General features: G+C 67.7%; 21 protein-coding genes. 13 read left to right on the top strand and 8 right to left on the bottom strand.

Annotation, left to right across the window (positions count from 1 at the left end; genetic code table 11):
* Nucleotides 1–18: 18 nt before the first annotated feature.
* On the bottom strand, nt 19–2,106 hold the full coding sequence (locus J4O73_RS03180) for a carbohydrate porin (RefSeq protein WP_426214898.1): 2,088 nt from the start codon (nt 2,104–2,106) through the stop codon (nt 19–21).
* A 463-nt stretch (nt 2,107–2,569) separates the two neighbouring features.
* Between J4O73_RS03180 and J4O73_RS03175 the strand changes: the two genes are divergently transcribed.
* The 4 genes from J4O73_RS03175 to J4O73_RS03160 are packed head-to-tail and all read left to right on the top strand — an operon-like array spanning nt 2,570 to nt 5,791.
* On the top strand, nt 2,570–3,142 hold the full coding sequence (locus tag J4O73_RS03175) for an iron transporter (protein WP_426214487.1): 573 nt from the start codon (nt 2,570–2,572) through the stop codon (nt 3,140–3,142).
* A 4-nt stretch (nt 3,143–3,146) separates the two neighbouring features.
* A complete protein-coding gene (locus J4O73_RS03170; protein ID WP_426214485.1) occupies nt 3,147–3,488 on the top strand; it encodes a cupredoxin domain-containing protein in 342 nt (113 codons plus the stop codon).
* 41 nt (nt 3,489–3,529) lie between these two features.
* Nucleotides 3,530–4,933 carry a 4Fe-4S binding protein gene (locus tag J4O73_RS03165; RefSeq protein ID WP_426214483.1) on the top strand — a complete coding sequence of 468 codons (1,404 nt, stop codon included), beginning with the start codon at nt 3,530–3,532 and terminating at the stop codon, nt 4,931–4,933.
* A 33-nt stretch (nt 4,934–4,966) separates the two neighbouring features.
* A complete protein-coding gene (locus tag J4O73_RS03160; RefSeq protein WP_426214481.1) occupies nt 4,967–5,791 on the top strand; it encodes an FTR1 family iron permease in 825 nt (274 codons plus the stop codon).
* A 65-nt stretch (nt 5,792–5,856) separates the two neighbouring features.
* Here J4O73_RS03160 and J4O73_RS03155 read toward each other — a convergent pair whose 3' ends face one another.
* Both J4O73_RS03155 and sseA read right to left on the bottom strand, forming a co-directional pair.
* A complete protein-coding gene (locus tag J4O73_RS03155; protein WP_426214479.1) occupies nt 5,857–6,816 on the bottom strand; it encodes a HEPN domain-containing protein in 960 nt (319 codons plus the stop codon).
* Nucleotides 6,817–7,016: 200 nt separating this feature from the next.
* The gene (gene sseA / locus J4O73_RS03150; protein ID WP_426214477.1) at nt 7,017–7,859 is read right to left on the bottom strand and encodes a 3-mercaptopyruvate sulfurtransferase; all 843 of its coding nucleotides are present in this window, start codon (nt 7,857–7,859) and stop codon (nt 7,017–7,019) included.
* Nucleotides 7,860–7,957: 98 nt separating this feature from the next.
* On the opposite strand from sseA, the gene J4O73_RS03145 reads away from it, so the two are divergent.
* From J4O73_RS03145 to J4O73_RS03135, 3 genes are all read left to right on the top strand, one after another.
* Nucleotides 7,958–8,443, top strand: a complete 486-nt coding sequence (locus J4O73_RS03145) for a GcrA family cell cycle regulator (RefSeq protein WP_426214475.1) — start codon at nt 7,958–7,960, stop codon at nt 8,441–8,443.
* A 61-nt stretch (nt 8,444–8,504) separates the two neighbouring features.
* Nucleotides 8,505–9,098, top strand: a complete 594-nt coding sequence (locus tag J4O73_RS03140; protein WP_426214473.1) for a nitroreductase family protein — start codon at nt 8,505–8,507, stop codon at nt 9,096–9,098.
* A gap of 76 nt (nt 9,099–9,174) precedes the next feature.
* Nucleotides 9,175–9,915: an SHOCT domain-containing protein gene (locus J4O73_RS03135; RefSeq protein ID WP_426214896.1), complete on the top strand. Its 741-nt coding sequence runs from the start codon at nt 9,175–9,177 to the stop codon at nt 9,913–9,915.
* Between the two features lie 24 nt (nt 9,916–9,939).
* On the opposite strand, the gene J4O73_RS03130 is transcribed toward J4O73_RS03135, so the two are convergent.
* The gene (locus J4O73_RS03130; protein WP_426214471.1) at nt 9,940–10,968 is read right to left on the bottom strand and encodes a KpsF/GutQ family sugar-phosphate isomerase; all 1,029 of its coding nucleotides are present in this window, start codon (nt 10,966–10,968) and stop codon (nt 9,940–9,942) included.
* Nucleotides 10,969–11,147: 179 nt separating this feature from the next.
* Here J4O73_RS03130 and J4O73_RS03125 point away from each other — a divergent pair, with 179 nt between their 5' ends.
* Nucleotides 11,148–12,581, top strand: a complete 1,434-nt coding sequence (locus tag J4O73_RS03125) for an FAD-linked oxidase C-terminal domain-containing protein (RefSeq protein ID WP_426214470.1) — start codon at nt 11,148–11,150, stop codon at nt 12,579–12,581.
* 68 nt (nt 12,582–12,649) lie between these two features.
* Here J4O73_RS03125 and J4O73_RS03120 read toward each other — a convergent pair whose 3' ends face one another.
* From J4O73_RS03120 to J4O73_RS03105, 4 genes are all read right to left on the bottom strand, one after another.
* On the bottom strand, nt 12,650–13,192 hold the full coding sequence (locus J4O73_RS03120; protein WP_426214468.1) for a MucR family transcriptional regulator: 543 nt from the start codon (nt 13,190–13,192) through the stop codon (nt 12,650–12,652).
* A 399-nt stretch (nt 13,193–13,591) separates the two neighbouring features.
* A complete protein-coding gene (locus J4O73_RS03115; protein WP_426214466.1) occupies nt 13,592–14,731 on the bottom strand; it encodes an ABC transporter permease in 1,140 nt (379 codons plus the stop codon).
* Nucleotides 14,732–14,785: 54 nt separating this feature from the next.
* Nucleotides 14,786–15,274 carry a DUF4112 domain-containing protein gene (locus J4O73_RS03110; protein WP_426214894.1) on the bottom strand — a complete coding sequence of 163 codons (489 nt, stop codon included), beginning with the start codon at nt 15,272–15,274 and terminating at the stop codon, nt 14,786–14,788.
* A 50-nt stretch (nt 15,275–15,324) separates the two neighbouring features.
* Nucleotides 15,325–16,479, bottom strand: a complete 1,155-nt coding sequence (locus J4O73_RS03105; protein WP_426214464.1) for an aminotransferase — start codon at nt 16,477–16,479, stop codon at nt 15,325–15,327.
* A gap of 286 nt (nt 16,480–16,765) precedes the next feature.
* On the opposite strand from J4O73_RS03105, the gene J4O73_RS03100 reads away from it, so the two are divergent.
* From J4O73_RS03100 to J4O73_RS03080, 5 genes are all read left to right on the top strand, one after another.
* Nucleotides 16,766–16,921, top strand: coding sequence for a hypothetical protein (locus J4O73_RS03100; protein ID WP_426214462.1), 156 nt, complete (start codon nt 16,766–16,768; stop codon nt 16,919–16,921).
* A 138-nt stretch (nt 16,922–17,059) separates the two neighbouring features.
* A complete protein-coding gene (locus tag J4O73_RS03095) occupies nt 17,060–18,460 on the top strand; it encodes an MdtA/MuxA family multidrug efflux RND transporter periplasmic adaptor subunit (protein ID WP_426214460.1) in 1,401 nt (466 codons plus the stop codon).
* A gap of 12 nt (nt 18,461–18,472) precedes the next feature.
* A complete protein-coding gene (locus J4O73_RS03090; RefSeq protein WP_426214458.1) occupies nt 18,473–21,598 on the top strand; it encodes an MdtB/MuxB family multidrug efflux RND transporter permease subunit in 3,126 nt (1,041 codons plus the stop codon).
* A 10-nt stretch (nt 21,599–21,608) separates the two neighbouring features.
* Entirely contained in the window at nt 21,609–25,025 is a 3,417-nt protein-coding gene (locus tag J4O73_RS03085) for an efflux RND transporter permease subunit (protein WP_426214456.1), read from the top strand.
* Nucleotides 25,025–26,527 carry an efflux transporter outer membrane subunit gene (locus J4O73_RS03080; RefSeq protein ID WP_426214454.1) on the top strand — a complete coding sequence of 501 codons (1,503 nt, stop codon included), beginning with the start codon at nt 25,025–25,027 and terminating at the stop codon, nt 26,525–26,527. Before J4O73_RS03085 ends, J4O73_RS03080 begins: the two co-directional genes overlap by 1 nt.
* Nucleotides 26,528–26,573: the final 46 nt, after the last annotated feature.

Genomic DNA, 26,573 nt, shown 5'->3' with positions numbered 1-26,573 from the left:
GCGGGTCGATCCTCGTTCTCAAAAATCCGCGTGGAGCCGCGATGCGAAGAAGTGCGCCGGCCCGCGATCACGGTTGTAACCGGGGTTGGTCACGAACTGATAATCGAAGGTCAGGGTCACGAACTTCGTGAGGTTCAGGGCGTAATAGCTCTCGATCGCGCGTTCTGTGCCGTAGCGGAGTTGTCCGTCGCCGATCAGCAGGCCGAGATAGCCGTTGGCGAAGGCGGCGCGGTGCGAGGGCGTGAGGCCGTTCATCGCCGCGCCGAGTCCGACCGTGTCGTCCGGCCTGTCCCAGGCCTTGCCCTTCAGGGAGAGGCCGCCCGAAAAGCTCTGGTCGATATCGGTGAAGGAGATGTTCTCGGTGCGCCCGTCGCCGATGCTGGCGCGGGCGAACAGGCCGAGTTCCGGCGTCAGGGCCTGTTCGAGGTTGACGTAGCCGCCGCTCTTGCGGCGCGGACGCCGTGTCAGCGTCGCCGCATCGTTGATGTCCCCGAACGCGCCCCCCTGCGTGAGTGTGATGATGTCGCGGTAATTGGCCGAGTTGCCGACATTCGAGAACAGGCCGACGCGGATCTTGCCCGGCTGATCGAGGATCGGAAGCACGTGGCGCTCCTCGAATTCGATGTTGAGGCCGGCGCGCTCGAAGACGCGCGGATCGAGGACATCGCTTGAGGGTTGCTTGGGCACCTGCGTGTAGGCGGCACGGACGGCAAATTCCGGCCGGTTGTATTCGGCGTAGACGCCCTGCGTGAAGCCGGGGAGGTTGGCGGGGAAGTCCCAGGCCGAGGCGCCCCATAGCGACCAGTTGAAGAAATCCACCCGTGGGTCGTGGGCGTAGACGTTGCCGTCGAAGAAATCGCCCAGCGCGAACTTGCCCGCGATCAGGGTGATGCGCTCCGCATCGTAGCGCGTGGCGACCTGGTTCGGCCCGTCCGGTACGTCCACGGTCTCGCCGCCGAGGCCGATCGTCTGCTTGATGTAGTAGCGATTGGACCGCAGCTTCGGGAACGGCGCGCCCGCCTTCTGCGCCTCGCCGTTGACGAAGCCCGCGACGCCGAGCGTCCGCGACAGGCCGAAGCCCTGGCTGAATTCCGGATTGTAGTAGAGCTCCGTACCCTCCGCGAGCTTCAACCCAAGGAAGATCGTCGCCGTCGTGGTCTGGCGTGCCTGGTGCGGCACGAGGCTCTGATCGCCGAGATAGGGCGAGCGGAAACCCGGTACCCCTTGGGCGATCAGGGTGGTCTGCCCGTGCAGGGAGAACCTGTCGGAGCTCGCCGTGTCGGGGTCGTGAGGCGCGGTCTCGTCGAGGTCCGGGGCCAGTTTCAGGCCACCCGGAAACCACATGAGCCGCAGGAACATCTGGTTCGAGGTGAAGCTCGTGCGACTCGAGACCGGACCGAGGCCCGGCACGCTGCCGAGCGCGAAGCGCGGGCTCTCGCCGAGATCGACGTAGCGGTAATCGAGCCCCAGGGCGAGGGTCTCGGAGATCGCGTATTGGACGCCCGCGCCGAGGGTGAAGCCGAGGAAGCTCAGATCCCGCCGCGCGGCGTTGAGCCCGCCGGTGCCGAGATCCGGATAATTCGCGATCAGCCGCGCATTGGCTCCTGCGAGGCCGAAAGTGGCATAGACGAGGTAGCGATCGAAGCTGTAGCCGAGCCGCCCGCGCAGGGTGCCGTACACATCCGTCTTGGCGCGGATGATGTCGAAGGCGGGGTCGATCGCCTCGTAGCCGAACCCGGCGATGGTCGATGGCACCGGCCGCTTGAGGTTCGCCGCATCGATGGCGGCCTCGATGCCGTAGAGCCACGGACCGTTCTGCCAGTTCCAGCCCGCAGAGGCACCGCCCAACGCCGTCGTGGCCTCGCGCGCCCGGTCGCTGCGGCCGGTGGAATCGCCCGACTTGAAAGCGGGTACGCCGCGACCGCCGACGGTCGAGGGCCCGAAATTATAGGCGCCGTAGGAGCCGCTGGCGCTGCCCTCCAGCCCGAGATACGGGCCCGACCAATCGGTGTAAGGGGGAGCCGCTGCTGCGGGCGCCCGGGCGGGATCGGCTGCCAGTGTGACGCGGGGCCACGCGGCGCCCGCGACGGCCACGCCGACGATCAGACGGCGCAATCTCGCGCCGCGAGCGGCGGAGCCCACCGTCGCACGGGTCCGGAATGCGTCCGCCCCCTTCCTGCTCATCCCATCGCCCTCGCCAACGCCCTTGATATAGCACTTGCTATAAAGATGATCCTTAGCGATGCATTCAGGGAAGGGCAAGGCGTATGACGGCCATATCCGCTTCCGCCCGCTTCGCTTCCCTTCGACCTTCATCGCTTCATGACGACACTTGGGTGACACGCCTGCGATGATGCCTGGGGACAGGATCGTGAGCGCGAAACCGGCGACGGCATGCCACAGCCATGCCACGAGTGCTCTTCACGTCTAGGCTAGATGCGAAAACTTGCACACTTCTCTGATGCCCCGAACGAGGACTTCCGGCGATGGTGTTCTTTGGAACTATTATGATTTGATTGTGCGGCGGAGGACTTTGAACTTTGGCCGGACGGGCTTATGTGGCGCAGCCATGCGCGCCATCGCCCCCTTCCGCCTCGCCCGACTCCGCCTTCCTCTCGCGGCTTCGTCCCTGCTGATCGCCGTCGCCACGGCGAGCGCCAAGGAGGTGCCGATCGGCCCCCACCTGACCAAGAACGGGCTCGAAGTCGCCGCCGTCTATCTTCAGCCGATCGAGATGGATCCGCCGGACATGATGCGCGCCGCCGCGCAATCCGACATCCACCTCGAAACCGATATTCGCGCCGCCAAGGATAACCGCAACGGCTTCGCCGAGGGCGATTTCGTGCCCGCCCTCGACGTCCGCTTCAAGCTCGTGAAGCTCGATGGTGACAAGCCGACCGATCAGAAGGTCGAGGGCATGCTGATGCCGATGGTGGCCAATGACGGCCCCCATTACGGCGACAACGTCAAGCTGTTCGGCCCGGGTCGCTACCGCCTCACCGTCTCCGTGGCCCCGCCCGGCAAGAACAGCCATTTCGGGCGTCACGTCGATAAGGAGACGGGGATCGGCCCGTGGTTCGACGCCTTCGAGATGACCCAGGACTTCACCTTTGCCGGCACCGGCAAGAAGGGCTCCTACTGACAGGATGAACGCTCCCGTGATCGCGCGCCTCGCCGTCTCCGCCCTTTTCCTGCTGTGCGCGGGCGCGGTCGCGCGCGCCGAGGATATGCCGGTCATCAAGGTCGAGATGCGCGACGGGGTCATCCTGCCCGCGATCATCGAGGTGCCCGCCAATACGCGATTCAAGCTGGAGATTTCGAACACCGGGCAATCGCCTGTCGAGTTCGAGAGTCTCGAACTGAAGCGTGAGAAGGCGCTCGCCGCGGGTTCGACCTCCGCGATCGTGTTCCGCACGCTCGATGCGGGCAGCTACGACGTGTTCGACGATTTCCATCCGGAGGCGAAGGCCAAGCTGGTGGCCAAGTGAGTGGACGAGCGGGCGGATCCATAGCCGGCGATGTCTCGCTGGTGCCGGGCGTTCCGGCGCCGGGCCGGACCCGCGCGCTCGATGCGGGACTCGCGCGGCTGGGGGATTGGTTGCGCGCCCATGCGGGTTCCATCCGCGCGGTGCAGTGGATCGTGGTGGCGGTCTACATTCTGCTGGTGGCGGTGCCCGCCTTCCTGCCCCTGCCTGACAACGCCCAGCACATCTGGACCAACCTGACGCTCGCCGCGCAATTCGCGTTCTGGGGCATCTGGTGGCCGTTCGTGCTGGTGAGCATGGTGCTCGTCGGCCGGGTCTGGTGCGGGGTGTTCTGCCCCGAAGGCGCGCTCTCGGAAATCGCGAGCCGGTGGAGCCGCGGTTATGCGGTGCCGCGCTGGATCACGTGGAGCGGCTGGCCGTTCATCGCCTTCGCGGGCACCACGGTCTACGGCCAGATGACGAGCGTCTACGGCTATCCGAAGCCCGCGCTCGCCGTGCTCGGCGGCTCCACCCTCGCGGCGATCGTGGTCGGCCTGCTCTACGGCCGCAACAAGCGGGTCTGGTGCCGCTATCTCTGCCCGGTGAACGGGGTGTTCGCGGTGCTGTCGAAGCTCGCCCCCTTGAGCTTTCAGGTCGATCACGCCGCCTGGGCGGCCTCGCCGAAGCCCGCACGGGGCACGGAGAGCTTCAACTGCGCACCCCTCGTGCCGGTGAAGACCATGCGCGGCGCGGGCGCCTGCCACATGTGCGGGCGCTGCTCCAGTCACCGGGGCGCGGTGCGCCTCGCCCTGCGCTCGCCCAACCGCGAGATCGTCCACGTAGCGGGCGACGAGCCCTCCTGGGAACAGACCAGCCTGATCCTGTTCGGGATGCTGGGGCTGGCGGTCGGCGCGTTCCAATGGTCGTCGAGCCCCTGGTTCCTCGACATGAAGCAGGCGGCGGCGACGTGGCTGATCGAGCATGGCACGACATGGCCGCTCGAAGCCTCCGCCCCCTGGTTCGTGCTGACCAATTACCCCGACCGCAACGACGTGATGACGCTCCTCGATGGGGCGGTCCTGCTCGTCTATATCGGCGTGGCGACCTTGGTGCTCGGCCTCGGCCTCGCCGCCCTCGTCGCCCTGGCCTCGCGCGCCCTCGGGCCGTTCTCCCTGCGACGCTTCCATCATCTCACCCAGACGCTGATCCCGATCGCGGGCTGCGGCGTCTTCCTCGGCCTCTCGGCGCTCACCGTCACGTTCCTGCGTGGGGATGGGTTTGTCGTGCCCTACGTGGCCGAGATCCGCGCCGCGTTGCTCGCCGGGGCGGCCCTGTGGAGCACGTGGCTCGCGTGGCGGGTCGCGGGGCTCTCGTCGGGCGGCCTGCGCCGCGCGGTGGCGGCGGCCTGCATCGCCGGGGCCGCCACGGTCTCGGTGGCCAACTGGGTGCTGCTCTTCTGGATCTGGTAGCGCGGGTTCCGCGCCAAACATGGACATCGCATCATGATCGGTGCCTTCGTCATCGCCTTCCGCGAGGTCATCGAGGCGGGACTCATCATCTCCATCGTGCTCGCGGCGACGCGGGGCATTCCCGGCCGGATGCGCTGGGTGCTGCTCGGCGTGGCGGGCGGGCTCGGCGGCGCGGCTCTGGTCGCCCTGTTTGCCGAGAGGATTTCCGACGCCTTCGAGGGCAGCGGGCAGGACATCCTCAACGCGGCGGTGCTGATCGTCGCGGTCCTGCTGCTGATCTGGCACAACACCTGGATGAGCAAGCACGGCCGCGAAATGGCGGGCGAGCTGAAGGCCGCCGGTGAGGCGGTGCGCAGTGGCCAGCGCGAGGCGGCGGCCCTGTCGATCGTGGTCGGCGCGGCGATCCTGCGCGAGGGCGCGGAACTGGTGCTGTTCCTCTACGGGCTCGTGGCCTCGGGCACTTCGGGGGCCGACATCCAGTTCGGCGCGCTGGCCGGTGTCGGCGCGGGCATTGTTCTGTCGGCGGTGAGCTATCTCGGCTTGGCCTCGATCCCCGCCCGCTACGTCTTCACGGTCACGAGCGTGCTCATCACCTTCCTCGCGGCGGGCCTCGCCTCGCAGGCGGCGCAGTTCCTCGCGAATGCGGGCGTGATCGAGGTTCTCGGCCGCACCGTGTGGAACAGCTCGGCCCTGATCGCCGAGAATTCCTGGACCGGCCGGGTGCTGCACGCCCTCGTCGGCTACACCGACCGTCCGACCGCTCTGCAGCTCGCCGTCTACATCGCCACCATCGCGGTGATGGTGGCGCTGATGCAGTGGGTCGCCGCCGACAAGCGCCGGGCGGTGCGGACGGCATAGGGCGAGGGCCCGTCCGTTATGCCCCCCCGCCGTCATTGCGAGCGAAAGCGAAGCAACGACGGGGGTTAGCGGGACGAGGTGTAGGGGGCGAGGAAGGAGTCTGGGCGTGGGCCGAGACGCTCGGCGCAGATCTCTTGCACGATCCGCTGCAGGACTTCGATGCGCTCGGCGAGCCATTCCAGCTCCTCCAAGGTAATCGTGTAACGGCGCGAATAGCGCGCCTTCACGTAGGCATCGTGGAGGAGGTTGAAGTGGCGACGGGCGAGGCGCGTGTTGCGCGGCCACGCCTCCACGAGGCGCCGATCCACCCCTTCGGCCATCGGGCGCAGTCGGCGCAGGGCGTGCAGTTTCGGGCTGTAGAGCGTCAGCACAAGTAAGGTGCAGTGAAAGAAACCTTCCGTTGCCTGATGCAAACGGAAAGCAGCTGGATTGTTGAAACCACGGCTCATGCTGAAGCGCGCGCTCTCCAGTTGGTGCATGGCATCGTCGAACCACGTTTCATAGTGGAGCCACGCCTCCTCGTTGCGCATCTCCGGCGTGAGAAGTCCCGGCTCGGCGAGGGGAAAGCCCGACGCCTCGTACAGCGTGATCCCATCCCGGAAGATGTCCACGAAGAACGGACGCCCTCGGGACCTCTGGTCGTTCACGTCGGCATGGCTATGGACGATGATGTTCGTCGTGGCGTGCGGGAACGGCTTCAGCATCTCGGTCTGGATGATCCGGTCGCGCACCGGGTCCCAGAGATCGATCTCGTCCACGAGGTCATCGTGGTTCACGACGACCAGCACATCGTAATCCGAGAAGTAGCCCGAGCCGCGGTCTTCCACCCAATCGCCCCGCGCGTGCGAGCCGTAGAGCACCACCCGGACGATGCGCCCGCGCTTCTTCTTCTGCGAGATCTTGCCCTTCTGAAAGTCCTCGAACTCCTCGAACAGGATCGCCATCCCCCGCAGGAGATCACGGCGCTTGCGAAGAGGAAGGTGGGCGAGACGATCTTCGAGAATCATGGCGGTGTCGGCATTCATTCCGCCAAGAAGACTCCATTCCGTCAACGGCCGGGCGTTTCGACGGGTGTATCACGAGCGGCTGGCCAGACAGGTTATGGCCCTCGCCGTCATTGCGAGCGAAGGCGAAGCAATCCAGGGACACGCCACATTCGGCGGCGGCCCTCCCGCCCCTGGATTGCTTCGCTCCGCTCGCAATGACGGAGGGAAGGTCTGGGCCCTCAGCCCTTCTCGACGGGGCGCTGCGGGTCGGCGCCCCATTCGGACCACGAGCCGTCGTAGAGGCCGCGGGCCGGGTGGCCCATCGTCTCCAGGGCGAGGCTGATGATCGCTGCCGTCACGCCCGAGCCGCAGGTGGTGAGCACGGGGCGGCGTGGATCGACACCCGCTGCGGTGAAGACTTCGGCCAGTTCCTCCGGGCTCTTCATGCGGCCCTCGCGTTGGAGCGAGGCGTAATGGAGATTCTTCGCCCCCGGCATGTGGCCGGGGCGGACGCCGGGTCGCGGCTCTGCCTCCTCGCCCCGGAACCGGGGGGCGGAGCGGGCATCGACCACCTGGGCCGAGCCCGTTTCGAGGGCACGGGCGATGTCGCCTGCATCCGCCACCGCGCCGTTGTCGAGGCGCGCGGTAAAGTGGCGGCGCTCGCGCGGTTGGGCCTCTCCCTCCTCGGTCGGATATCCAGCCGCGATCCAGGCCGGGAGGCCGCCGTCGAGGACCAGGGCGTCGCGCATGCCGAAGGTCTTCAGCATCCACCAGACGCGCGGCGCCGAGAACAGCCCCATCCCGTCGTAGATCACCACCTGCTGCCCATCGCCGATGCCGAGCGCCCGCATCCGCGAGGCGAAGACCTCAGGCCGGGGCATCATGTGCGGCAGGCTCGATTCGGTGTCGCTCATCGCGTCGAGATCGAAGCGAATCGCGCCGGGGATGTGGGCCGCGCGGTATTCCGCCTCCGGGTCGCGACCGGCGGCGGGCAGGTACCACGAGGCATCGAGCACGATGATGTCCGGCGCGGAAAGACGCTCGTACAGCCAAGCCGGCGTCACGAGGGGCTGGTGCGTCATGGTGGCTCTCGTCTCCGAAGTTCGCCCGAGCAAACCACAGGGCGGCGCGCGATGCACCCCGGGCGCCGCATCAGGGCGCGCGAACGGGCGCATCCGTCATGCGGCGCGCGCGAGCTACGCATCCGCCACTGTGGTCAATTGCGTGCAACGCAGGACGCCCTTGTTTTCAAGGCGCTGGACCCCAGCTACGACACTACCATGACAGCTCTGCGCCGGTCGCGAACCGGCTCCACGCGGGGGCAGGAGCATCACGCTGCCGGTTACGGCCGGGCTGCCCCGCACAGCGGCAGGGCGTTCCAGCACCGCAAGACACAGGGGCGGCCGAGCGGTCGCCGTTCAGGACACGACCGATGAACCAACTCGTCCGCATGTCGCAGATCGGGGAAGCCGAGAACATTCAGGAGCCGTCCGCGGAACTGCGCGTGCCCTTCGCCCAGTCGGGCGCCTTCGTGTGCAAGTACATCATCGGCGAGCCGAGCGACCAGGCGATCTGTTGCGGCGCGCCCGTGCAGGACGGCAAGAGCTGGTGCGCCTTCCATCGCCGCATCGTGTTCGAGCCCGCTCGCCCCGGCCGGATCCGCTGATCGCACTGCAGCGATTGCAACGCGGGGTTCGCCTCGGGCATGATCGGCCACCACACCGGAGATGCCCACCTTGACCGAGCCCCGCCAGCCCGACCACGCGATCGACCCCCTCTTCATCGAGCGGCACTCGCCCCGGGCCTTCACCGGAGAGGCGGTGCCGGAATCCGAGCTGATGCGAATGATCGAGGCGGCCCGCTGGTCGCCTTCGGGCTACAATTCGCAGCCCTGGCGCTTCCTCTATGCGCTCCGCGGCGACGCTCACTGGCAGACGTTCTTCGATCTCCTCGTGCCCGGCAACCAGAAATGGGTGGCAGATACGGGGGCGATCCTGTTCCTCGTCTCCAACGCGCGCATGAAGGTCGGTGACGAGCTGAAACCGTCCTACAGCCATTCCTTCGATACCGGGGCGGCATCGCTTGCCTTCCAGTTGCAGGCGATTCGCCAAGGCTGGCACGCCCACGGCATGACCGGGTTCGACCATGCCCGCGCGCCGGAGGTGCTGCGCCTGCCCGAGCATCATCGTATCGAAGCGGCCTTCGCGGTCGGCCGCAAGAAGGCGACCGCCGACCTCACGGAGGAGCAGCGTCCCCGCGAGGCGCCGAACGGTCGCCGTCCGATCACCGACTTCGTGGTCGCCGGCCCGTTTCCGGGCTGAGGCATCACGGTCCGGGTTCGTGCCCGTGTCGGTCTTCTCCCTGCTCAAGACGTTTCTGGACGATGCCATGATGCGGATGGACGGACCCGGTTCGGATTTCCTCGACGGGGGCGGGTTCGACCATGCCTCCGGCCTGCAGACCGTCGCGGATCGCCACGGGGTGAGCCTGGATGCGGTGCGCCATCTCGTGCAGGCCCTGGAGCGTGGGCACGGACGAATGGCGCAGTTCGATCATCCGGATCTCGGTGGCATGGGCCAGTGGAGCGCGGGTGGCATGACCATGGTCGGCCGCATGTTCGATGACGGGTTGCGGGCCAAGGTCGCCTCGCTCTGCGCTGAACTCGCCTCCACCCTGCCGGTCGAGGGCTTCGCCTCCGGCGCGGCCCCATCCGGCGCGTGGTGGCCGGACGATCTCGGGCACCCCTCCGCGACGGGGTCACAGAACGGGATGCGCTATGCCTACTTCCCGGAGAGCCGCCGTCTGGCGGTCGAGGAGCCGTCGGGAACGGTCGTCTACGACACGGATGGCCACGACATCACGGGCGTGTCGCAATCCAACGGTGCCCTGAGCTTCACCGGTTCGGCGGGCGCCGTCGCCCTGAATGCCTTGAGGCGGGTCGATCCGGCTCAGCCTGCACCCCGGGCCGAGCCGCAGCCGCCGGTTCGGCCGCAATCGCCGTCCGTACCCCCCGCATCGTCGCAGGGCTCGGGCGATGTCCTGTCCACGATCGAACGCCTCGCCGACCTCCACGCACGCGGCGTGCTCACGGCGCAGGAATTCCAGGCCAAGAAGGCCGAGTTGCTGGCGCGGCTCTAAGCGAGTCCGCGCCCTCCGGCCCGGTCAGGCGATCCCGGCGCGGAGCAGATCGTGGACGTGCAGGATGCCGACCGGCCTGCCGTCGGCCACGGCGAAGACGGCGGTGATCAGGCGGCGGTTCATCAGTTCGAGGGCCGCATGGGCCAGCTTGTGCGGCTCCAGGGTGATGGGGTCGCGGGTCATCACCTTGTGCACGGGCGTATCGAGGATCGACGGGCCCATGTGGCGGCGAAGGTCGCCATCCGTAACGATGCCGACGAGGCGTCCGTCCGGTCCGGTGACGCCGACGCAACCGTAGCGGCGGGCGGCCATCTCGATCAGCACCTCGGACATCAGCGCGTCCTCGTACACGAGCGGCATCTCGGAGCCGCCATGCATCAGGTGCTGCACCGTCTTCAGCCGCGCGGCCAGCGTTCCGCCCGGATGGAGCGTGTGGAAGCGCGCCGAGGTGAACCCGCGCCGCTCCAGCAGCGTCACTGCAAGGGCGTCGCCGAGGGCCAGCTGGATCAGGCTGGACGAGGTCGGGGCGAGGTCGTGCGGGCAGGATTCGCGTACACGCGGCAGTTCCAGCACCACGTCGGCGGCCTTGCCGAGCGTGCTGGCGGCGTTGCGCGTCACCGCGATGAGCGGGATCGAGTATCGGCGGGAGAAGCCGACGAGGTCGGACAGTTCCGCCGTCTCGCCGGACCACGACAGGGCCAGGATCACGTCGTCGCGGGCGATCATGCCGAGGTCGCCGTGGCTCGCCTCGGTCGGGTGGACGAAGAAGGCGTGCGTGCCGGTGGAGGCGAGCGTCGCCGCGAGCTTGCGCCCGACATGGCCGCTCTTGCCGATGCCGCTGACGATGACCCGGCCCTCGATGCCGAGGATCGTCTCCACCGCCCGCTCGAACGCCTCGCCGAGGGCCCCGTCGAAGGCGGCGGTCACTTCCTGAAGGGCGCTGATGCCGAGGTTGAGGCTGCGCAGGCCGAGGGTTCGCGCGCCCTCGGCGTCGAGGGCGACGGTCGGATCGAAGGCTTCGTCGAAGAGGGCGGGCGCGGCCGAGGGCGTCATGGCGTTCCGTTTCGCATCGGGGCCCTTCACGCCTTCACGCGTTCACGCCCCGGAGGCTGCGACGCTTAGGATCCGCCCGTGGCCGGATTGTGACCCGGCTATCGCGTTGCGAAGCCCCCCGGCGCGGGTGCATGATGGCGGATCGACGCCAGACCACCTCGCATGAACGAGGGACCGACATGACCATCCGCTTTCCCGAGCCCGATCAGGCCATCCTGGCCCGCCGCGACGAGATCGTCGCGGGCCTCGCCCCCCTCGTCGCCCCCGAGGCGCTGATCACTTCCGAGGATGAGCGCCGCGCCTTCGAGACGGACGGGCTCACCGCCTATCGCCAGATGCCGCTCGCCGTCGTGCTGCCCTCCACCACCGAGGAGGTTTCGAAGGTGATGGCCTATTGCCACGCCAATGGCGTGCGGGTCGTGCCGCGCGGGGCGGGCACCTCGCTCGCGGGCGGGGCCATCGCACAGGGTGACGCGATCATCCTCGGCACCGCCAAGATGACGAAGATTCTCGACATCGATTACGCGGATCGCGTGGCGCGGGTGCAGAGCGGCATCACCAACCTCGCCATCTCCGGCGCGGTCACGCACGAGGGCTTCTTCTACGCCCCCGATCCGTCGAGCCAGCTCGCCTGCACCATCGCAGGCAACATCGCCATGAATTCCGGCGGCGCCCACTGCCTGAAATACGGCGTGACCACCAACAACCTGATGGGCGTCACCCTGGTGATGAACGACGGCACCGTCGTCGAACTCGGCGGTGACCATCTCGATTCGGCGGGCTACGACCTGCTCGGTCTCGTCTGCGGCTCAGAGGGGCAGCTCGGCATCGTCACCGAGGCCACCGTGCGCATCCTGCGTGCGGCGGAAGGGGCGCGGCCGGTCCTCGTCGGCTTCTCGAAGGTCGAGGATGCGGGCGATTGCGTCGCGGCGATCATCGCGGCGGGCATCATCCCCGTGGCCATCGAATACATGGACCGAAACGCCATCCTCATCACCGAGGATTTCGCGCAGGCCGGCTATCCGCGCGATGCCGAGGCCATGCTGATCATCGAGGTCGAGGGCTCGCAGGCCGAGTGCGATGCGATGCTGGCGCGGATCGAGGCCATCGCCAAAGATTTCCGCCCGACCAGCCTCCGCGTCTCACGGTCGGAGGCGGAATCGGCCGCGATCTGGAAGGGCCGCAAGTCCGCCTTCGGCGCCACGGGCCGCATCTCGGATTACATCTGCATGGACGGCACGATCCCCACCGGGCAGCTCGGGCCGGTGTTGGAGCGGATCGAGGCGATCTGTGCGGGCCACGGCCTGCGGGTCGCCAACGTGTTCCACGCCGGCGACGGCAACCTGCACCCGCTGATCCTGTTCGACATCAACACCCCCGGCGAGTTGCAGAAGGCGGAAGCGGCAGGCGACGAGATCCTGAAGCTCTGCGTCGAAGTCGGTGGCTGTCTCACCGGCGAGCACGGGGTCGGCATCGAGAAGCGCGACCTGATGCGCTTCCAGTACGCTCAGGAAGATCTTGAGCAGCAGATGCGGGTGAAGGCGGTGTTCGACCCCGATTGGATGCTGAACCCGGCCAAGGTCTTCCCGCTGGACGGCCGGATCGCCGCCTAAAACGGAACGGGGCGGCGCAACCTCAGAGAGTTGCGTCGCCCCGCCGTCAAGCGATGTAATCTTAAGTCTTACTCGGCGTCGGCCGTCTTGCGGCTGGACTTCGCACCCGTGGCCTTGCGGCGACCGCGCGGAGCGGGAGCAGCCTCGGCCGCAACCTCGATGTCGGCCTCGTCCTCGATCTCGCTGCCCTGTCCCGTACGACCGGGCTGGCCGAGGCCAAGGCTTTTCGCCAGGGCGGAACGCTGGGCGGAGTAGTTCGCCGAAGTCGTCGGATAGTCGGCGGGCAGGCCGTAACGCTCGCGATAGGTATGCGGGTCGAGGCCATGCTTGGTCAGGTGGCGCTTCAGCGTCTTGTACGACTTGCCGTCGATGAAGCTGACCAAGCCATCGGGGCGGATCGACTTACGAATCTGGGCGGGGGTCGGCTTCTCCACGGTCTCGGTCGCCTGCGCGACGGGACCGGAGGCGACCCGGTTGAGCGCCTCATGCACGCTTGCGATCAGCGCGGGCAGCTCTGCCGTAGGCACGGAGTTGTTGGAGACATAAGCCGCGACAACGTCGACGGTACGTTCGATGTAGTCCAGTTGCGATGTCGGCGCGGTTTCTGACATCCGTGTTACCCTCTTTAATTTTTGGGAAATTGGCCCCCTGCGTCGAGTTATGTGGATCCTCGGAAAAAGCAAGCTCAATTGGCTGTGAGACCTGTGAACCCACGATAGTTTACGCTCCGTTCCTTTGCAGCGCATGATCGGGGAATGCTCGACGCACGATCTTCCCCCATTAAGACATCAACGGGCCGGGGTTTTTCCTGTCGCGCGTCCGAGAAGATTTTTCCTGAGAGAAAAGAGACCGTTAAGCGGCACTGAAACAGAGCGTGGCCAGCACGGTTTTGTCGGTCGGCCCGCTCGACGTTGCAGTGGGTCTGCATGGTGGAATGAATGGCGTGCCGAGGCGCGCGCAAAGCACCGTCTGCCTGCGACAATTTGTTCCTTCGCAGGCAGGGAAAGCCCTCAGGCGAATGTTTTGCGCGGGTCGAAGGCATCGCGCACGGCCTCTCCCGCGAAGACGAGGAGGCTGAGCATCGCGGCGATGACGACGAATCCCGTCAGGCCGAGCCACGGCGCGGTCAGATTATCCTTCCCCTGTGCCAGCAACTCGCCGAGCGAGGGTGAGCCGGGGGGCAGGCCGAAGCCCAGGAAGTCGAGGGAGGTGAGCGTGGTGATCGAGCCGTTCAGGATGAACGGCATGAAGGTCAGCGTCGCCACCATTGCATTGGGCAGCAGGTGGACGCGCATGATTCGCGCATTCGACAGGCCGAGCGCCCGCGCCGCGCGAACATACTCGAAGTTGCGAGCGCGCAGGAATTCGGCACGCACCACGCTCACCAGCGCCACCCACGAGAACAACAGCATGATGCCGAGCAAAACGAAGAAGCCCGGCGCGATGAAGGCCGAGATGATAATGATGAGGTAGAGGGTCGGGATCCCGCCCCAGACCTCGATGAACCGTTGAAAGGCGAGGTCGACCCAGCCGCCGAAATAGCCTTGCACCGCCCCGGCCAGCACGCCGATCGCCGATGAGACGGCGGCGAGGATCAACCCGAACAGCACGGAGATGCGGAAGCCGTAGATCACCCGTGCCAGCACGTCGCGGGTGGTGTTGTCGGTGCCGAGCCAGTGCCAGGGAATGTCGGCGCATGTCTTGCCGCCGAGCCGTTCCGCCACCGGCTTGCATTGCTCGTCGGTGAGCATCCAGGTCGGCGGGGATGGCGAGGGGGTCGGAAGGTTCTCGTTGATCGTGCCGTAGGAATAGGGAATCGGCGGCCAGATCGCCCAGCCGTTCTCGGCGATCTCCTTGCGGATTTCGGGCGAGCGGTAATCCGTGACGGCGAGGAACCCGCCGAATTTCTCTTCCGGGTAATCGACGAGGACCGGGACCAGCCATTCGCCCTTGTAGGAGGCGAGGATCGGCCGGTCGTTGGCGATCAGTTCCGCGAACAGGCTGAGGACGAACAGCGCCATGAAGACGATGAACGACCAATAGCCCAGGCGGTTCGCCCGAAAGTTGGCGAGCCGCCGCCGGTTGAGGGGCGAGAGGCCCCCGCGGACGAGGGGCGCCTGAGCGCCGGGCATCGGGACGGCGTCGTTCATCCCCGCGGACTTGCCGCCGCGGGCGCCGTTGTCAAGGCTCGGGCATCCGCCGCCTCAGCCTGAGATCCGCGTGGCGGTGCCGTCGATCTCCATGGGGCGCAAGCCGCCGCTGCGCTCCATCCAGCGGCGCAGCAGGCGGACGTTGCGGCGGTTCGCCTTGAAGGCGGCGTCGAAGATGTCGCCCGCCAGGGGCACCGCGCCGACCACACCGTCGAAGGCGACATTCAGCGCCATCCGGCCGATCAGCCAGCGCGGGGCACCGAGGCGGCGCGCCTCGTAGACGATGAAGGACGAGATCACCATGCCCGCTACGTCGCCGACGAGGGGCACGAGGCCGATCAGCGCATCGAACCCCACCCGCCGGTTGATGCCGGGGATGACGAAGGCGCTATCCATCAGATGCGCCAGGGTTTCCAGCCGGGCGAGGCTGGCCTCGCGACCGAGTTCGAGCGCCTTGAACGAGGCGTCGCGGCCGAAGGACCCGGCCTGATGGGGGAAGTCCTTGTGAGGGAAATCCCCGGGGGGAATGCGTGCGCTCGACATCGACATGGAAAGGATGTGGCCGCACCCCCGGTTCCTTGCAAGACGTGCGGCTACGCGGCGGCGCGTGCGAGGCCGGACATGCGGTCGAGGGCCGCGTCGAGGGTCGGATCGGCCTTGGCGAAGCAGAGGCGGACGATGTGGCGCACCGGGTTCTCCGGGTAGAAGGCGCTCACCGGGATCGCAGCCACCCCGTGGCGTGCCACCAGCGTCTCGCAGAAGGCGACGTCGTCGTGGTGGCCGAGCGGCGCGATGTCGATGTTGAGGAACCACGTCGCGGCGGCGGGGAGCACCGTGAAGCCGCGCTGCCTCAACCCCTCCGCGAGGTGATCCCGCGAGCGGGCGTAGCCCGCGCGCATCGCTTCGAACCACGCCTCGTCCTTGCCGAGGCCCAGGGCAACGGCGGCTTGCAGGTTGGGCGGTGTGGTGAAGGTCAGGAACTGATGCGCCTTGGCGAGCACCCGCATCAGCCGCGCATCGGCGGTGACGAAGCCGACCTTCCAGCCGGTCAGCGAGAAGATCTTGCCCGCCGAGCCGATCTTCACCGTCCGCTCGCGCATGCCGGGCAGGGCCATCAGCGGCAGATGGCGGGCCCCGTCGAACACGACGTGCTCCCACACCTCGTCGCATAGGGCGATCACGTCATGGGCGCGGCAGAACCGGGCGAGCAGGGCGAGATCCTCGTGCCCGAACAGCGTCGCGCTCGGGTTGAGGGGATTGTTGAGCAGGACGAGCTTCGTCCGGTCCGAGAAGGCCTCCGACAGGGCGGCTTCGTCGAGCCGGAAGGCGGGTGGCAACAGGTTCACGATCCTCGGCACCCCGCCCGCCCGGAGCACCAGCGGCAGGTAGGCGTCGTACATGGGCGCGAACAGCACCACCTCGTCGCCCGGCTCGATGAGGGCCAGAAGCGCTCCGGCCAGGGCTTCTGTGGCGCCGGAGGTCACCATCACCTCCGTGTCGGGGTCGAGGGTCAGACCCTGGTGGCGGACGTAATGGGCCGCGATCGCCTCGCGTAAGGCAGGCAGGCCCATCATCGGTGGGTATTGATTCGGGCCGTCCATCAAAGCGCGGGCCGCGGCCTCGCGGACATCCTCCGGGCCGGGATCATCCGGGAAACCTTGGCCGAGATTGACGGCGCCGTGCTCGCGGGCGAGCCGCGACATCCTCTCGAAGACCGTCGTGGGGAGTTCTGCGAAGACCCGGTTCATGGCGGGCCTCTAACACGGGACGGCGGCGCTCTACGAATGTGTGTTTGCGCACTGTGCCACCTCCACACGGTTCCGGAACGACTGACGAATGTTGACATTCATCACCCCGGGAATAGGTTGGCGATGCGGCTCGAGCGATGCCCGTCACAGGCGGGGCTCTGCCCCCTCGCTCCGCCTCCCCGCGGTGCACTCTGTGGGTCGCGTGTGAGGGCCATCGGCTTGTTAGCCGGTGGCCCTTTCCACGTCCGGAGGCTATCGCTCGCGTCTCGCGGCGGGCTTTCTTTTCATGATACGGTGCGCACTCTTCGCCCTGGCCTTCGTCGGCTTCGGACTCGTTCTCAGGCTGTCGCTGGCGCCCTTGCCGGTGGATGAGGCCTATCGCGACGTCCTGCGTTCCTATGGCGCCCTGGCCAGCAATACCTCCGAAACGTCGTCGCCCTAGAGCAGGCTCAATAGACGCCTAGTTGAAGGGGGCGTCACCGGTTTCGCGCGGCGCCGTTACAGTCGAATTGTCATCGCTGTCCGGGCGACGCGGCGATCTGCCGATGGGTGACGCCTCCACAATGTGCTTGAGTCGGGAATGAACGAGAGTTCGCCGATCCGTACCGAGACTGCTCGTGCCTACGAGCCGGGGCCAATCGAGGCCCCGGTCCGCGCGCGCCGTCGTTTCCGCCCGATCCGCTGGCTTGTGCTTCTGGCGATCCTGGCGGGGCTCGGCGCCGTGGCGCACCGCTGGTACGACGCCCGTAGCCAGAAGGGCGCCGAGCAGGCCGCCGGTCCCACGGGCGGGCGGCATGGCGGTCGGCGCGGCGGCTCGGACATGCCCCAGGCGGTCGGCATCGCCCCCATCACCACCGGCGACATGCCCGTCGTGCTCCAGGGCCTCGGAACCGTAACGCCGCTCGCCACCGTGACGGTGAAGTCGCAGATCAGCGGCTACCTCACGGAGATCAAGTTCCGCGAAGGCCAGATGGTCAAGGCGGGCGATCCCCTGGTGCAGATCGATTCCCGCCCCTACGAGGCCCTTCTCGCGCAGTACCAGGGCCAGCTCGCCCGTGATCAGGCGTTGCTCCAGAATTCGAAACTCGACCTGCAACGCTACCAGACCCTGAATCGCCAGGACTCGATCTCGAAGCAGAACGTCGACACGCAGGGCGCCCTGGTGAAGCAGAACGAGGGCACGGTCGCCGCCGATCAGGCTCTCGTCGATCAGCAGAAGCTCAACATCGCCTACACGCGCATCACCTCGCCCGTGGATGGGCGCGTCGGCCTGCGGCAGGTGGACCAGGGCAACTACATCTCCGCCGCCTCGACCGCGATCGTGGTCGTGACGCAGCTTCACCCGATCTCTGTGGTGTTCACCCTGCCGGAGGACGACGTCGCCCGCGTCATGCGGCGCGTGCGCGCCGGGGCGAGCCTGACCGTCAAGGCCTACGACCGGGGGGATTCCCACGAGATCGCCACCGGCAAGCTCGACACGGTCGACAACCAGATCGACACGACCACCGGTACGGTGAAGCTGCGCGCCCTGTTCGACAACGGCGACGAAGAGCTGTTCCCGAACCAGTTCGTGAACGCCCGCCTCACCGTCGAGACGCTGCACGACGCGACCTTGGTGCCGAATGGCGGCATCCTTCAGGGCAGCCCCGGCGCCTACGTCTATCTGATGGACGGCGACGACAAGGTCGTCGTCCGACCGATCAAGACCGGCGAAACGGACGGGACACGCACGGTGGTGCTCTCCGGCCTCAAGCCGGGCGACCGGGTCGTGACCGACGGCACCGACCGTCTGAAGGACGGGGCGAAGGTGCGCGTCACGGAAGGTGCGCAGGCCTCCGCCGGACAGGACAAGGCGACCCAGGCCGCCGGCCCGCAGGCCCCTGCCGCCGATAAGGCGAAGGAGGCCCCCTCCGAAGGCGCCCCGCAGCAGGGCCAGCGCCCCGAAGGTGGCCGCAAGCGTCACCGGCAGCAGGGGCAGTAAGGGCACACGCCCATGAACCCCTCCCGCCTCTTCATCCTGCGCCCGGTCGCGACCACGCTGCTGATGCTGGCGATCCTGATCGTCGGCGGGGTGTCGTACCTGAACCTGCCGGTCTCGGCCCTGCCTGCCGTCGATTACCCGACGATCCAGATCCAGACCTTCTATCCCGGCGCCAGCCCGGAGGTGATGACCTCCTCGGTGACGGCGCCCCTGGAGCGGCAGTTCGGCCAGTTGGCCAATTTGAGCCAGATGACCTCGCAATCCTCGGCGGGCGCCTCGGTCATCACGCTGCAATTCGCCCTCAATCTACCCCTCGACATCGCGGAGCAGCAGGTCCAGGCGGCGATCAACGCTGCGGGCAACCTGCTGCCCGCCGATCTGCCCGCGCCCCCGGTCTACGCCAAGGTGAACCCGGCCGACGCGCCGATCCTGACGCTCGCGCTCACCTCGAAGACGCTGCCGCTCACCCAGGTGCGCGATCTGTCCGAGACGCGCCTCGCGCAGAAGATCAGTCAGGTGGCGGGCGTCGGCCTCGTCAGCATCTCCGGCGGTCAGCGTCCGGCGGTGCGGGTGCGCTTCAATGCAAGGCAACTCGCGGCCTACGGCCTGAACATCGACGACCTGCGCACGACGATCACCAACCTCAACGTCAACACGCCGAAGGGGACGATCGACGGGCCGAAGCAATCCTACGCGATCAACGCCAACGATCAGATCCGCGACCCGAAGGCCTACGATTCCGCGATCATCGCCTATCGCAACGGCGCGCCGGTACGGCTGTCGGACGTGGCCGAGGTGGTGGATGCGCCGGAGAACACCAAGCTCGGCGCCTGGGCGGACGAGACGCCTGCCGTCATCCTCAACATCCAGCGCCAGCCGGGCGCGAACGTCATCGCCACGGTCGACAAGATCAAGCAGTTGCTGCCGCAATTGCAGGCGAGCCTGCCGCAGGCGGTGACGGTGGCCCCGCTTACCGACCGCACCACGACGATCCGCGCTTCCGTGGAGGACGTGCAGTTCGAACTCGGCCTCGCCATCGCCCTCGTGGTGCTGGTGATCTTCCTGTTCCTGCGCAGCCTGTCCGCGACGCTGATTCCGAGCCTGTCGGTGCCGCTCTCGCTGATCGGCGCCCTGTCGGTGATGGACCTCTACGGGTTCTCTCTCGATAACCTGTCGCTGATGGCGCTCACCATCGCGACCGGCTTCGTCGTGGACGACGCCATCGTAGTGATCGAGAACATCGCGCGTCACGTCGAGGACGGGGATTCCCCCCTCGAAGCCGCCCTGAAGGGTTCGCGCGAGATCGGCTTCACCATCATCTCGCTCACCGTGTCGCTGATCGCGGTGCTGATCCCGCTTCTGTTCATGGGCGATGTGGTCGGCCGCCTGTTCCACGAATTCGCGATCACGCTCGCGGCGACCATCGTCATCTCGGCGGTGGTTTCGCTGACGCTGGTTCCGATGCTCTGCGCCCGGCTGCTGAAGCACGTGCCGGAATCGGCCCGAGGCGGGAGGCGGGAAGGCCCGCTCTCGCGGATGGGCCGCAACGCCATCGAGGGAACGATCGACGCCTACGGGCGGGCGTTGAACGTGGTGCTGAACCACCAGGGGCTGACGCTGCTCGTGACCCTCGGGACGGTGGCGCTCACCGCCTACCTGTTCGTGGTGATCCCGAAGGGCTTCTTCCCCGTGCAGGATACGGGGGTGATCCAGGGCATCACCCAAGCCGACCAATCGGTCTCCTACGCGGCCATGGCCGAACGGCAGCAGCGGCTCGCCGCGATCATCGTGAAGGACCCGGACGTCGCGAGCCTGTCGTCCTTCATCGGCGTCGACGGCCAGAACGTCACGCTGAATTCCGGGCGGATGCTCATCAACCTGAAGCCCCGGGACGAGCGCAGCGCCACCGCGAGCGAGATCATCCGGCGGCTCAACGCGGCCACCGCCGTCGAGCCCGGCATCCGGCTCTACATGCAGCCGGTCCAGGACCTGACCATCGATACCGCCGTCTCGGCGACGCAGTATCAGGTGATCCTGGAGAGCCCGAACCTGGAGGATTTCGAGACCTGGGTGCCGCGCTTCACCTCCGCGCTCGCCGCCTCGCCCGCCGTCGCCGACGTGACGAGCGACCACCAGGGCAAGGGTCTGTCGGCCTACGTCACGATCGACCGGCCGACGGCGGGCCGCTACGGCATCACCCCGGCGACCATCGACAACGCCCTCTACGACGCGTTCGGCCAGCGCATCATCTCGACGATCTTCACCCAGTCGAACCAGTACCGGGTGATCCTCGAAGCCGACCCGTCGCTGCACACCACGCTGGAGAGCCTGAACGGCATCTACCTGCCGTCCTCTACGGCGGCGAACGGGCAGGTGCCGCTCTCCTCCGTGGCGCGCATCACCGAGAAGCGGGCGCCGCTCCTCATTTCGCATCTGGGCCAGTTCCCAGCCACCACCGTCTCGTTCAACCTCGCCCCCGGCGCGGCCCTGGGACAGGCGGTGGATGCGATCGAGACCGCCAAGGCGTCGATCGACCTGCCGCCCTCTTTCCGAATCGTACCGCAGGGCTCCGTCTTCGCCTTCCAGGCAGCGCTGGGGAACGAGCTGTTTCTCGTCCTGGCGGCCATCGTGACCGTCTACATCGTGCTGGGCGTGCTCTACGAGAGCTTCATCCATCCGATCACCATCCTCTCGACCCTGCCCTCGGCCGGGATCGGGGCGCTCCTCGGGCTGATGCTGTTCGGGTTGTCCCTCGACATCATCGCGATCATCGGCATCGTGCTCCTGATCGGCATCGTGAAGAAGAATGCGATCATGATGATCGACTTCGCGCTCCAGGCCGAGCGCGAGGACGGGATGGCGCCGCGCGAGGCGATCTTCCAGGCCTGCCTGCTCCGCTTCCGGCCGATCCTGATGACGACGCTGGCCGCGCTGTTCGCGGCAGTGCCGTTGATCCTCGGCACGGGTGTGGGCTCGGAACTGCGCCAGCCGCTCGGCATCTGCATCGCAGGCGGCCTCATCGTCAGCCAGGTGCTGACGCTGTTCACCACCCCGGTGATCTACCTCGCCTTCGACCGCCTGGAACGCCGCATCGCCGGTCGCGGGCCGGGGCTCGAGGGCGGGGAGGTGGCGCGGTGAGGCGGCGCCCGTGAACATCTCCGCCCCGTTCATCCGGCGGCCGATCGCCACGACGCTGCTCACCATCGGCGTGCTGCTGGCCGGGATCTTCGCGTTCCTGCGATTGCCGGTGGCGCCGCTGCCGCAAGTCGATTTTCCGGTCATCCTCGTCCAGGCGCAGATGCCGGGCGCGAGCCCCGAGACCATGGCGCAGACCGTGGCCGCGCCCCTCGAACGGCGGCTCGGCATCATCGCCGACGTCAACGAGATGACGTCCACGAGTTCGCTCGGCACCGTGCGCATCGTGCTGTTGTTCGGCCTCAACCGCGACATCGACGGCGCCGCCCGCGACGTGCAGGCCGCGATCAACGCCGCGCGGGCCGACCTGCCGACCGCTCTCCGCCAGAACCCGACCTACCGCAAGTTCAACCCCGCCGAGACGCCGATCATCATTCTCGGCATGACCTCGGACACGCTGACACGCGGCCAAGTCTACGATTCCGCCGCTACGGTTGTTCAACAGAAGCTGTCGCAGCTGCCGGGCGTCGGCAACGTCGATGTCGGCGGCTCGTCCCTGCCCGCCGTGCGAGTGGAACTCGATCCGACCGCGCTGTTCAATTACGGCATCGGCCTCGAAGGCATCCGCGCGGCGCTGGCCTCGGCCAACGCCAACTCGCCCAAGGGCGAGATCGATGTCGGCCCCCGCCGCTACCAGCTCTATGCCAACGACCAGGGCCGCAAGGCCGAGGATTACCGCGACATCGTCGTGGCCTATCGCAACGGCGCGGCGGTGAAGCTCACCGATGTCGGCCAAGTGGTGGATGGCGTCGAGGACAAGCGCAACCTCGGCATCGTCAATGGTAAGCCCGGGGTTCTGCTGTTCGTCTACAAGCAGCCCGGCGCCAACGTGATCGACGCGATCAACGGGGTGAAGGCGGCCCTGCCGCAGATCACGGCGGCCCTTCCCGGCGGCATCGACATCAAGCTCACCGGCGATCGCAGCGCCACCATTCGCGCCTCGCTCCACGCCACCGAAGAGACCCTGGTCGTGGCGGTCGGGCTCGTGATCCTCGTGGTCTACGCCTTCCTGCGCTCCGGGCGGGCAACGCTCATTCCCGCCGTCGCGGTGCCGATCTCGATCATCGGCACCTTCTCGGCGATGTACCTGCTGAACTACTCGCTCAACATCCTGTCGCTGACGGCGCTCATCATCGGCACCGGCTTCGTCGTGGACGACGCCATCGTCGTGCTGGAGAACATCCAGCGCCACATCGAGGAGGGCAAGCCCCGGTTCCAGGCGGCGCTGATCGGCGCGCAGGAGGTCGGCTTCACCGTCATCTCCATGAGCCTGTCCCTCGTGGCGGTGTTCCTGCCGATCCTGCTGATGGGCGGCCTCGTCGGGCGCATCTTCCAGGAATTCGCCGTCACGCTGTCGCTGGCGATCCTGATCTCGCTGGTCCTGTCGCTCACCACGACGCCGATGATGTGCTCGCGCCTGCTCCGGCGGGAGGGGCATGGCGTGGGGCCCAAGCCGAACGTCGTGGCGCGGATGCTGGAATCCGGGTTCGACGCGATGCAGGCCGGCTATGCCCGCACTCTCGCGGTGGCCCTGCGCTTCCCGCGCCTCGTGCTGCTGACCCTGCTCGCGACGGTCGGGCTCAACGTCTACCTCTACGTCATCGTGCCCAAGGGTTTCTTTCCCGAGCAGGATACGGGGCAGATGATGGGCGGCATCCAGGCCGACCAGCGCATCTCCTTCCAATCCATGGAGAGGAAGCTCACCGAGGCGACGCGGATCGTCGGCGCGGACCCGGCCGTGGAGAGCGTCGTCGGCTTCACGGGCGGGCGCGGCACCAATTCGGCCAACGTGTTCGTGGGCTTGAAGCCCCTCAGCGAACGCGCGCCCATGAGCACCGTGACGGCCCGCCTGCGCCCGAAGCTCGCCCAGGTCGCGGGCGCCCGGCTCTACGTGTTCCCGCGGCAGGACCTGCAGATGGGCGGGCGCCAGAGCTTCGCGCAGTATCAGTATACCCTGCAGGGCGACACACCGGAGGAACTGTACTCCGCCGCGCCGAAGCTGCTGGCGGCCCTGCAGAAGGACCCGACCTTCTCCGACGTCACCTCCGACCAGCAGGAAGGCGGGTTGGAAAGCCGTGTCGTCATCGACCGTGCCACCGCCTTCCGCTACGGCATCACGCCGGACAAGATCGACCAGACGCTCTACGACGCCTTCGGCCAGCGGCAGGTCTCGACCATCTACAACGCGCTCAACCAGTACCACGTCGTGATGGAGATCGCGCCGCGCTACCTGGAGACGCCGGAGACGATCAAGAGGATCTTCGTCTCGACCTCCGGCGGCAAGGCGCGCGGCTCGGCCACCACCAACGCGGTGGCGGGCACGGTCGCGGCGGGCGGCGCCGTGAACACCAACGCCGCCACCGGCACGAGCACCCCCGGCGCGGGGGCCGCCTCGGGAGCCGGCGCCGTCGGCGGCGGTACGGCGGGCGCCATCGTCGCCGCGACGGCGGCCTCCTCCGGCACTTCCGCCGATGCCGGGAGCAATGCGGCGGCCATCGCTTCCGATTCGGCCCGCAACGCATCGGCCAACGCGCTGGCCGCCAGCAAGGGCGGCGCCTCGTCCAGCGCCCCGGTCTCGGCCTCCAAGGAGACGATGGTGCCGCTCTCGGCCTTCGCCAAGTTCGAGACCGGCAGCGCGCCTGTGCAGATCAGCCACCAGGGCCTGTTCGTGGCCACCACGATCTCGTTCAATCTCGCGCCGGGCAAGAGCCTCTCGGACGCCACCGCCGCGATCGACAGGGCGATGGCGGACCTGCGCTTGCCCGCGAGCATCCATGGCGAGTATGCGGGCGCTGCCAAGAACTACGTGGCCAACGCGTCGCGGCAGCCCCTCCTGATCCTCGCGGCGATCCTCGCCGTGTACGCGGTGCTCGGGATTCTCTACGAGAGCTTCGTGCATCCGCTCACCATCCTCTCGACCCTTCCCTCGGCCGGAGTCGGCGCGGTGCTCGCCCTGCTGGTGACCGGCACGGAATTCACGATCATCGCCCTGATCGCCGTGTTCCTGCTCATCGGCATCGTGAAGAAGAACGCGATCATGATGGTCGACGTGGCCCTCGACTCGCAGCGCACCCGCGGCGCAAATCCGGTGGATGCGATTCGCGAGGCCTGTCTCCTGCGCTTCCGCCCGATCATGATGACGACGCTGGCCGCCATGCTCGGCGCCGTCCCCTTGATCATCTCGACGGGGGAGGGCGCGGAACTGCGCCAGCCCCTCGGCATCGCCATCGTCGGCGGCCTGATCGTGAGCCAGATCCTGACCCTCTACACCACCCCCGTCGTCTTCCTGAGCCTCGACCGCCTCCGGCAGCGGTGGCAGGACCGTCGGCGCCGGTCCGGCGGGGCGGCGGCGCTGTCGGCGGGCGAGTGATGCAAGAGTCGTCTCGGGTCATCGCGGCGATCACCCTCGCCGCAGCGCTGTCCGGCTGCGTCGTCGGCCCCGACTATTCCCGCCCCTCGGTGGAGACGCCCCTGGCCTACAAGCAGGGCGGCGTGCGCGAGGACAGCCCCGGCTACGTCGCCGCCCGCAAGAAGGGCTGGCGCGAGGCGCGGCCCGCCGACGATGTCGAGCGCGGCGATTGGTGGCGCGTGTTCCGCGACGCCAATCTCGACCGGCTGATCCGCCTCGTCGATGTCGACAACCAGTCGCTGCGTCAGGCCGTGGCGAATTACCGGCAGGCTCGCGCCCTCGTGGCCTCGGCCCAGGCGGCGCTCTATCCGACGGTGATCGGCGCCCCCTCCCTCACGCGTTCGCGCACGGGCGGCGTGGAGCGGACCAGCGTCTCGATCCAGGGGCAGGCGAGCTGGGAGCTCGACCTGTTCGGCGGCACCCGCCGCAACATCGAGAGCGAGACCGCTCTCGCGCAATCCGACGCCGCCACCATCGCCCTGACGCGCCTCGCGATCCAGGCCGAGGTCGCCGCCAACTACTTCTCGGTGCGCTACGCCGATGCCCTGCAGAAGGTGCTCGACGAAAATGTCGAGAACTTCCGCAAGACCCTGAAGATCACCGAGAATCAGTATGCGGCGGGCGTCGCCGCGCGTTCGGACGTGATCACCGCGCAGACTCAGGTTCAGACCATCCAGGCGCAGGCCATCGCCGTGCGGCTCACCCGCATTCAGTTCGAGAACGCCATCGCCACCCTGGTCGGGCGCCCGCCCTCGGAGCTCGCAATCTCCGTCGCGAGCCTATCGCGGACTCCGCCGACGGTGCCCGCCGGAATCCCCGCCGACCTTCTGGAGCGGCGGCCGGACGTCGCCCAGGCTGAGCGGCTGGTGCAGGCGCAGAGCGAGCGGATCGGCGTGGCCGTGGCCGCCTTCTTCCCGACCGTGACCATTTCGGCCTCCGGCGGCTTGTCCGGCCTGACGCGGAACGGCCTCCTGTCGCCGATCAATCAGGTCTGGGCGGTGACGGCGGCGGGCAGCGAGGTGCTGTTCGATGGCGGCGCCCGCGTCGCGGCGGTCCGCGCGGCTCAGGCGGGGTACGACGCGTCGGTGGCCAATTACCGGCAGGTGGTGCTCGCCGCCTTCGCCGAGGTCGAAACGCAGATGGCCGCCCAGCGCATCCTGCGCCAGCAACAGCGTGCCCAGGACGAGGCGGTGGCCTCCTCCCGCCGCGCGGTCGAGATCACCCTCAACGAGTACCGCGCGGGCACGCAGAACTTCACCACCGTGGTGCAGGCCCAGGGCCTGCTCGTGAATAACGAGATCAACGCCCTCCAGATTCTGTTGAACCGCTACACGGCGGCGGTCACCCTCATCCGGGGCCTCGGCGGCGGATGGGATGCGCGCTCCTTGCCGAGCGATTCCGACTTGAAGGGCCCGAGTCTTCCTATCGACGTCAACGGACAGGCCGTACGCCCGGACGAGTGAGGAACGCCCACGCCGACGCGGGGTTGTTCCGCCGATTTCGCTGTTG

Source organism: Methylobacterium sp. NFXW15, from assembly GCF_049887755.1.
Taxonomy (GTDB): Bacteria; Pseudomonadota; Alphaproteobacteria; order Rhizobiales; family Beijerinckiaceae; genus Methylobacterium.
Note: the sequence above shows the minus strand (reverse complement) of the source record. Positions and strands in the feature narration are given on the sequence as shown.